The following is a 7,870-nucleotide window of genomic DNA, read 5'->3' on the forward strand; positions in this document are numbered from 1 at the left end:
CCCGTCAAAACGGGCCACAACACGCCGTCCACAGGAGGCTGGAAACTCATACGCGCCTGCGCTACACTCTGTCTGCATCGGGTTTTCTTGATGATTATGGAAATTTCTTTTGTGCAAAACAGACTTTTTCATAATCTAACCCGATGTACAACCCTTCTGTGAGATTTCCGCGTCGAAACTTTCGATCGATAGAAACATGTGATTTGTAACCAAAGAACGGAATGGCGAGGTCCGTGGCCGGGAGCGTCCCGTCCTCCTGCCGCTTTGCCTTCGTGAACTTCAGCGTCCAGCGGGCGTGCCTGTCCTTGTGGGACAGCTTTGCCGGCTTGTCCTGCCAGTCCTGTGGGATCCGCCCTTCACGAAGATCCTCTTTCTCCCCGTTGGTATTGCGCTGCTTTGGCGCTGCCACCAGCGTGGCATCCAGGATCTGGCCGGACATCGGCAGATACCCAGCGTTACGCAGGGTGGCGTCAAAGCGCTCGAACAACTGCTGGATGGCGCCTGCCTCGGTCAGACGCTCACGAAATAACCAGATCGTTTTGGCATCCGGAACGCGGTCCGAAAGCCCCAGACCAAGAAAGCGCATGAAAGAGAGACGGTCATTGATCAGATACTCTGTCCGTTCATCAGACAAATTGTTCAACGTCTGGATGACTAGGATTTTGAACATCAGCACCGGATCAAACGGCGGACGGCCGCCTTTGCTCCTGTCTGAATAGGCCAGAGCCTGCTCCAGATCAGGGCGGAACGCCTCAAAATCCACAGTCCGGGAAAATGCTTCAAGTTGGTCACCAAGCCCACTCAACCGAGCAAGCCGCTCTTCAACATCAAAAAAACCAGACTGTTTCATGAGCCATCCCCCCAATCATCACACAAAAGAGGGAATCACAGAGAGAGACCTAAAACCAGAGAGTTTTTCGAACCCTCCAGCTTCACTACCTGCCCCCTATAACCATTTACACAACAAATACTTAAGTTTAATTAAAAATACACTTGGAACATTGATAAAATACTATCAAAATTATGATAATTTTCTTTTTCGTAATATTTTGTGTGTGAATAATCCAAAGAAATTCGTATGATATCCAAGGGATACCAATTTATATTTACGCTCCATATATTTTGCTTGCCCCCAGATACATCACTATTTTCTAAATCCATTTGAGAAAACCTTGTCGCCAGTTCTATGACTCCCATGGCATGGCAGAGGGTAGAGACTTTCTGATCACATGATGGAGAAGCAAAACTTGCAGATGTGGGTTTCCATGCTCGCGGCTTTCCAACCAATGTATATGCCGCAGTAATATACCATCCATAAAAATTTTGACGGTTTATTCTAGAGTTTTTATTTTCATTAACAATTAAATTATAGTATTCGCTACTTATTAATAGTTTCTTCCATGCAACAGCTCCCTCTAAACCAAAAGCACCAGAGCTCTTTGCTGGAATATTACCTGTCTTTATATATTTATCATTTAATCCATCGTCGTTTTCAGGTGTATCTGAAAATGATACACCTTCTTCCATAGAATTTTTATGAGACGGTCGAAAAACCCACTCACCTGATATACCTACATGCATAAGGAATTCTTGGGTATGTATCGGTAGAATCACAGATCTAAAAACAATTGCTCTTTGATTACCGTCTTTTCCCGGGCCAGCTGTCCCAGCCGTTCCAGAAATGGCTAAATGATAGTAATTTCCGTAAAATAACGCTTGCACTGCCTGACGATTTGCACCGGCGGCAAGTCCACGGGTAATTGTTGCAACGCTTGCCCGTTCAGGAAAAATGCTATCACCTCTGGACTGCATTGATGACAGTCCAAAACTCGGATTGAACACTCCGACAGAAAATTGAAAATGTTTCAAACCAGTATAGCTGGCAGCACCTTCGAATAGACGCATTTGTCCACCGGGAGCCGCCCCAAAGTCCCAAATGGCACCGATCTTGACCTGATTAGCTATATTAATTCTTACCCCGTTACGGATATGAGGGCCACTAGCAGATGGAGAAGAGTGCTGATTGCCATGTATATTACTACCCACCTCGAGTTGATCTTGTGCAAAAGGGTGGATAATAACTTTCCCTACAACGATATCTTTAACAGTTTTGGCAAAAGCATCGGAGTCAGAAAAATTCGAAACAATCAAAATACAGAAAATAAACTTTTTATTTTCCCACATAATTTTTCATATACTTCATATCATTTTCTTGTGGAACCGAGTTTACCAATATGTTTTTTTCTGTAAGATCAAGAAATCTTTTAGTTCCGGAACGAACAATAGATAAACCAATATTAACAAAATCTTTTTGTTTCCAAGGCTTTTCTTTTCCTAAAGACAAACATACAGCATAAGCTGCGCCAGCTAAGTATAAATCTAATTCTTGTACATTACGATTTTCTTCAAAACATAATTGTCCGATTTGTTCTCCAACATACTCAGGATCAAATCTGACTCGTAATGACATGACGTAAGACCCTTACTTGTTTCCATATGTGCACATTATCTAACGTGTTTTTGTTACAAAAAGGCATCTTAAATTACAAATATTTTTTATGTTATTATAATACATGATTTGCGCAAATATTTTTGGGCAGAATTTTTCTGACAGGAGTATACCCGCAACATATCTGGCCATCCCATTCTTTGGTTATAAATCGTATCATTCAAAAGCCAATGAAGACTTCATAGATAAAGAGGGTTTCGTCTCGAAGGTTCCCAGGAAGAAGCCGCGCCCCAACCCATGACTCCGTCATATTCAGCGATCCGATGCAGGCAAGTCCGTGATCTGATCACGCGTTGAGCATGTCTTTGCAGATCAGAAATCACAGACCGGACTATTCATCCGAACTGTCGGTATCATACGGGCCACCATGAGGATCGGGCTGACCAATATCATCTACAATATGCGACGTTTCCTCTTTCTGGAACGGGTCAGTGCCACAGCATAGCAGTCCAGAGCAGGAAGCCTTCTCCTTGCTCAAAACGCAGATCAGATGCCATCGCAGAAATCATCAATCAGTATGCCAAAACTCGAAAAATACCAGCCAACCTTACCAAAATAAGAGTTCTTCGAACCCTCCATCTGATTGCACAGACCACACCGGTGCCAGCGTCCTCATAATATCAGGTCTTAAGTTGAACTGGAACCGGGGAGGTGCGTAACCGCCATAAAGGCACTTTCACTCTCTGCCTGTAGGCTCTCTTTCTGCGCAGGCAGAGAATGTATGGTCTTAAAACGTGGCGGAAAGGCTTATATTGAAGGAGCGACCCATGCCCGGCAGAGCACGAGTGGTGCCAATATAGCGTGTATCGCCCAGAGAGAGACCACCCAGCGGCAGATAGTAGGGCTGGTTGAGCACGTTATCAATTCCGGCATCCAGCGTTAGCATCTTCCACGTGTAGCTGCCGCCAAGGTTCAGCAGGGCGTAGCCTGCAGTGCGGGGTTCGCCACGTAGCCAGTCCACCGTGTCCTTGGGTTTGACAAAGTTCATCTCCACCCGGCCTGTCCAGTGTCCCACCGTTTCATGCACCGCCACCGTACCGTTAAGCGGCATCATGTGGTACAGGCCGGAATGCGTGACCTCATCCTGCCCACGCACCCAGTTGAGCACACCGGTGACTTCACCCTTGCCATATTGCGCCGTGTCCCACAACGTGTAATGGCCAGAGGCGTTAATGCCGTAGGTCTGAGCGTTGTGATTGGCAAATTGCAGCAGATGGTGCCCGTTGGAGAAGGTGCTCAACTGCACCACGTTGATGTAATTGCGCACGTAGCTGTAATAGGGCTGCACCGTCAGGCCCCATCTGTTGGCGGCAGTGGGGTCATGCCAGTCCAGCGTCACGCTGGCCGTGTTAGCGATTTCTGACTTCAGATCCACGTTGCCCACATAGCCGTTACCATCGCCAAACCAGCCGATCATGCTGGAAGACATGGTGCCACGGCCCCACGCATAGCGTTCATACAGGTTGGGCGCGCGGGATTTACGGGCGTAGCCGCCTTCCAGCGTAAAGCTGTCTGTTACCTTCCAGCGGGCCATGGCGGTGACATCAAAGTTCACATCCGTCCGCTCCCGGTTGCGGGCGTTGAAGGCGCGGGCCGCCATGGCATCCGTCATGTTCATCATGCCGGTCCATGAATAGGGAGCTACGTTTCCCGTGTTCATCATGATCAGATCATTGCGGAACCCCAGCAAGGTGGAAACGCGGGGCGTCCAGTGGGCTTCCCACTCGGCGTAATGGCCCAGCCGATCGCGGTGGCCGTTATTGATGTTGTGGTAGGTATCTGGCCCCATCATCATGCTACCTTGCAGCGGGGGCCACCAGTCATTCAACCCCACATGGTCAAACCCGCTGCCCAGTTTGAGCGTGTGGAAACGCCCCAGCGGTATGGTGGCCTTGAGCGAATAACCCGCCAGACGGGAGTCATTGTTCATGGGCATGCCGGTGGTGGCGGAATGGCCGCCCTTGTCCGCCAGCATGTCCATGGCGTGGGTAATGCGCTGCCAGTAGCCACGGGCTTCAAACGTGCCCCAGTCAAATGATCCGGTATATTTGCCGTTTACAAAGGTGGAGCGGTTGTTGGTCATGTCCATATACTGGTTGGCAAAGCCCTCACGCGGGGTATCCTGCTGCCCCACGGTAATGGCCACCAGATGGTTGCCCTTGTGCAGGCCCACCGTTACGGCGTGATTATAGGTCAGGTAATTGGTGGAGTGCACGGTGCCCATGCCCGCACCCCCCCGATAATTGCCAGACTGATCATAAGAACCCGTATAGCGGATGCTGAGCAGATGATTGGCAACCGTGACGGAACCGGAAGCCCCGTAGGCCCCGCCATTGCTGCGGTAGGTACCGCGCACCCGGCCTGTCACAAGAATTTTTCCCTTGCGGGCAAAGCGCGGGTCTGCCCGTTCCACATCAATGGTGCCGCCCAGACTGTCGCCCCCGCTGCTGACAGGGGTCAGGCCCGCAATGCTGGTGGCAGTCTGCACGCTGTCCGGATCAATGTAGGAGAGGGCGGGATTCATGTGGTTGGGGCAGGCGGGAGAGATGCGCACGCCATCCACAATAGTGGCGACGCGATCATCCGCCATGCCGTTCAGCACGGGCAGATTGGCCAGCCGCCCGCCGCCGTAGGAACTGAACCCCGGCTGGTTACGGAACAGCGAGGACACATCCGGGCTGGAAAGCCGGGACATGCGCTGTGAGCTAGCATCGGGCGAGGACGCGGTCAGCGGGGCATCGGAGAGGGAGGTTTCTTCTTCCTCATCCGTTGAGATATCCAGCCGGGGCAAGGTGACAACGGAACTGCCAGAGGCCGTGTTGCTTTGTCTGGCACTACCCTGTGCAGCCGTTGTTTGCGCCTGCGCGGCGGATATGGTGGGGGCCGCGTACACCGCGGCAATAACCCACGCCCACGTCGGCACGCGGCGTGGGTTGATAAGTGTAATCATGAGAACAATCCTGAAAACAAAGCGTACAGAACTCTTTTCCGGTTATGGGGCCGGAAAGGCGTGAAGAGGCTTTGGTTCAGGCAGGAGGCCCACATGAGGGGGGCAGACCAAGCAAAACGCTCGGCGGTGCGCGTGGGGTGGAGGCATGACTGCCACGCCGCATCCACCGCAGAACGGGTGGGGGCACCAGCATTACGGCCATGGGAAGCGCCGCTGGTAGCGAGAGCAGCGGACAGAGTGGACACCCATCCGCCCTATGGTGATGGCCGGAATGCGACTGGGTGGATTTACCCGCCATGGCCGCAGCCATGTGGTGGGCACGACCTACCGCACTTTCTGGTGAGGTAAGGCCCGAACCCTTCTGCCTTGTGTGAGACGATGTAGAGCCAGAGAACACTGCACCAGCGGGCGTTGCATCCAAAACGTCATCGGGGACGGAGAGGGAAGCGGCAATATCCATGCCCAGAAGGCGGACTATGGTGGTGCGGGGAAGTTCATCCGGTTGCGCAAAGCTCTGAAGGGCAAGCAGGCCGAGAAAGCCCACCAGTGTCACCACCACCAGCGGCCATTTCAGCAGTGTATGCAAAGAGTGGGAGGGGCGAGCCATCAGAGCAGCCTGAACTCCTGTCTGTGCGGGCCATGGTAGGATGGCCCAAAAATGGGGTGGGGCTTTGCTTTATTTGTCTATTGGGGGCTTTGTGTCAAACGTGTGACTGCCGCGAAAGTAATCTTTCTGATTGAAGGCAACGGCCAGAGGTATAAAACTACGGAAAAAGCCCACACAGACCACGCAGAAAACGGGCGGAAAACAGGCAGGCACGCGTGTAAGGCGGCATGAGTGGCAAGGAGTCGCAGCCGTTTGGGCGCTTGGGTGTATCTGCCTTGCGTTGTGGGTATGGGCGGTTCAGGACCAAAGGACAAAGGAACGCGGACGGGTGAAACCGCACGGCAGACTGGGGCAGGATGACGGTGCATTAACGCCAGACGTGCGTGCGCCGGAAATCTGTCCTCCTCTGGCACCGCCGGAGGGGGCCGTGTTCTCTGCTCGCCAGAGCCGGACCAGCCGGGTGTGGAGTCTGGCTCTTCTGGCGGCAGTGGCGGGGCACGGGGTGATTACAGCCTGCCTGCTGGTGACATTGCACCCCAGACATCCGCCTGAAGCACCGGGGCAGAAAGCTGTGGAGATGGTGTTTGAATCTCCGGCCAGCAGGCCCGCCAGCACCGCGAACCCCGCTTCTGTGACCCCGCCGCAGGAACCGCAATCTGTTCCCGCTCCATCTCCTGAGCAAGCAGAACCGCTCAGTGTGCCTCCTGCGGCTAACCTCACTCATGCCGCGCAGCCCCCTGAGATGACGCTGCCAGATGAGGCGCTTGCCTCCCCGCTGGAAGCGCCAGTCACGCCAGCGGATGCACCACCCGTACCGCCCATGACCGATATCTTGCCGCCTGCGAGTGTGCCCGCGCCTGTTGCCGCGCAGAAGGCCGCTTCCGCACATGAGCACCGGCCTTCGGCTCCGTCTTCTCCAATGCTCCACAAGGCGGCTGTGCCACCTCCACCCAAGGCCAGTCCGACTTCGCATTCTCCAGAGGGAGCGACACCTCCTGCGGCTCAGGGCTCTGCTGCTGTGCAATCGGCGGCGGCATCGGTGGCGCATGTGGCCAAAGGGAGCGGGGCGCGCACGCTTACCTGCACCCCACCGCAGACGCATTATCCCCCCATGGCCCGGCATCTGCACGAAGAAGGAGAAGGCGTGGTGGAGGTCACTCTGGCAGCAGACGGGGGTATTGCCGCCACCCGACTGGTACAGAGTACCGGCTATGATGATCTGGATGCACAGGCGCTGGCCGCTGCCCGTGGGTTGCACTGTGCCGCACCGGCGTCCGCCCCCATGGTGGGGCGGATTCCGGTGGGGTTTCATATTCGTTAGCGTAGAAAATAAAGTTTTTTTACTGCTATGTGCCGTGTTTGATACATTGAGCCCCCATCCCTGTGCAGTATAATGCCCCCGATTTCGATCAGGGGCGGCAGGCTCATGGTGTACACATTCTCATACGCGCAGCGGCATCAGTATGCAGACGCATATAACAAGATGGAGGGTTCGAAAAACCCTTTGTCTCTGAGCTGTTCTGTGTGATTCCATTTCTTCGGCGTTGATTGGGGATGGTGGAAGATGAAGCAGCCTGGTTTCTTTGATGTTGAAGAGCGCCTTGCTCGGCTGAGCGGGCTTGGCGATCAGCTGGAGGCCTTTTCCCGGACTGTGGATTTTGAGGTGTTCCGCCCTGATCTGGAGCTGGCTCTGGCCTATTCGGACGGAAGTAAAGGCGGACGTCCGCCGTTTGATCCGGTGCTGATGTTCAAAATTCTGGTCATCCAGACGTTGAACAATTTGTCTGATGAACGGACAGAGTAT

General features: G+C 53.3%; 6 protein-coding genes and 2 pseudogenes. 3 read left to right on the forward strand and 5 right to left on the reverse strand.

The genetic code is table 11. The features are described from left to right. Window positions 1–178: 178 nt before the first annotated feature. From ACP7IZ_RS13165 to ACP7IZ_RS13175, 3 genes and pseudogenes are all read right to left on the reverse strand, one after another. Window positions 179–850 (reverse strand): annotated as a pseudogene (locus ACP7IZ_RS13165) (transposase); the annotation flags it as partial. Between the two features lie 131 nt (window positions 851–981). After that, window positions 982–2,184: an OprO/OprP family phosphate-selective porin gene (locus ACP7IZ_RS13170; RefSeq protein WP_006117547.1), complete on the reverse strand. Its 1,203-nt coding sequence runs from the start codon at window positions 2,182–2,184 to the stop codon at window positions 982–984. Continuing rightward, window positions 2,171–2,470, reverse strand: a complete 300-nt coding sequence (locus ACP7IZ_RS13175) for a hypothetical protein (RefSeq protein WP_019088957.1) — start codon at window positions 2,468–2,470, stop codon at window positions 2,171–2,173. The genes ACP7IZ_RS13170 and ACP7IZ_RS13175 overlap by 14 nt, the downstream gene beginning before the upstream one ends. 139 nt (window positions 2,471–2,609) lie before the next feature. Between ACP7IZ_RS13175 and ACP7IZ_RS13180 the strand changes: the two are divergent. Then, window positions 2,610–2,954 (forward strand): annotated as a pseudogene (locus ACP7IZ_RS13180) (IS5/IS1182 family transposase); the annotation flags it as partial. A 282-nt stretch (window positions 2,955–3,236) separates the two neighbouring features. On the opposite strand, the gene ACP7IZ_RS13185 reads toward ACP7IZ_RS13180, so the two are convergent. Continuing rightward, the gene (locus tag ACP7IZ_RS13185) at window positions 3,237–5,459 is read right to left on the reverse strand and encodes a TonB-dependent receptor (RefSeq protein ID WP_006117546.1); all 2,223 of its coding nucleotides are present in this window, start codon (window positions 5,457–5,459) and stop codon (window positions 3,237–3,239) included. A 76-nt stretch (window positions 5,460–5,535) separates the two neighbouring features. Further along, window positions 5,536–6,066: a DUF2946 family protein gene (locus tag ACP7IZ_RS13190; RefSeq protein WP_006117545.1), complete on the reverse strand. Its 531-nt coding sequence runs from the start codon at window positions 6,064–6,066 to the stop codon at window positions 5,536–5,538. A 328-nt stretch (window positions 6,067–6,394) separates the two neighbouring features. Between ACP7IZ_RS13190 and ACP7IZ_RS13195 the strand changes: the two genes are divergently transcribed. Continuing rightward, complete coding sequence (locus ACP7IZ_RS13195; RefSeq protein ID WP_039892090.1) at window positions 6,395–7,387, forward strand: TonB family protein; 993 nt, start codon at window positions 6,395–6,397, stop codon at window positions 7,385–7,387. A 243-nt stretch (window positions 7,388–7,630) separates the two neighbouring features. Next, on the forward strand, window positions 7,631–7,870 hold a 240-nt coding region (locus ACP7IZ_RS13200; RefSeq protein ID WP_426849632.1), incomplete at its 3' end, for a transposase.

This window comes from Acetobacter sp. AAB5 (assembly GCF_050106715.1).
Taxonomy (GTDB): Bacteria; Pseudomonadota; Alphaproteobacteria; order Acetobacterales; family Acetobacteraceae; genus Acetobacter; species Acetobacter oryzifermentans.

Coding starts and splice junctions, on each gene's coding strand:
- ACP7IZ_RS13170 (WP_006117547.1), bottom strand. CDS start 2,184: ATGTGGGAAAATAAAAAGTTTATTTTCTGTATTTTGATTGTTTCGAAT.
- ACP7IZ_RS13175 (WP_019088957.1), bottom strand. CDS start 2,470: ATGTCATTACGAGTCAGATTTGATCCTGAGTATGTTGGAGAACAAATC.
- ACP7IZ_RS13185 (WP_006117546.1), bottom strand. CDS start 5,459: ATGATTACACTTATCAACCCACGCCGCGTGCCGACGTGGGCGTGGGTT.
- ACP7IZ_RS13190 (WP_006117545.1), bottom strand. CDS start 6,066: ATGGCTCGCCCCTCCCACTCTTTGCATACACTGCTGAAATGGCCGCTG.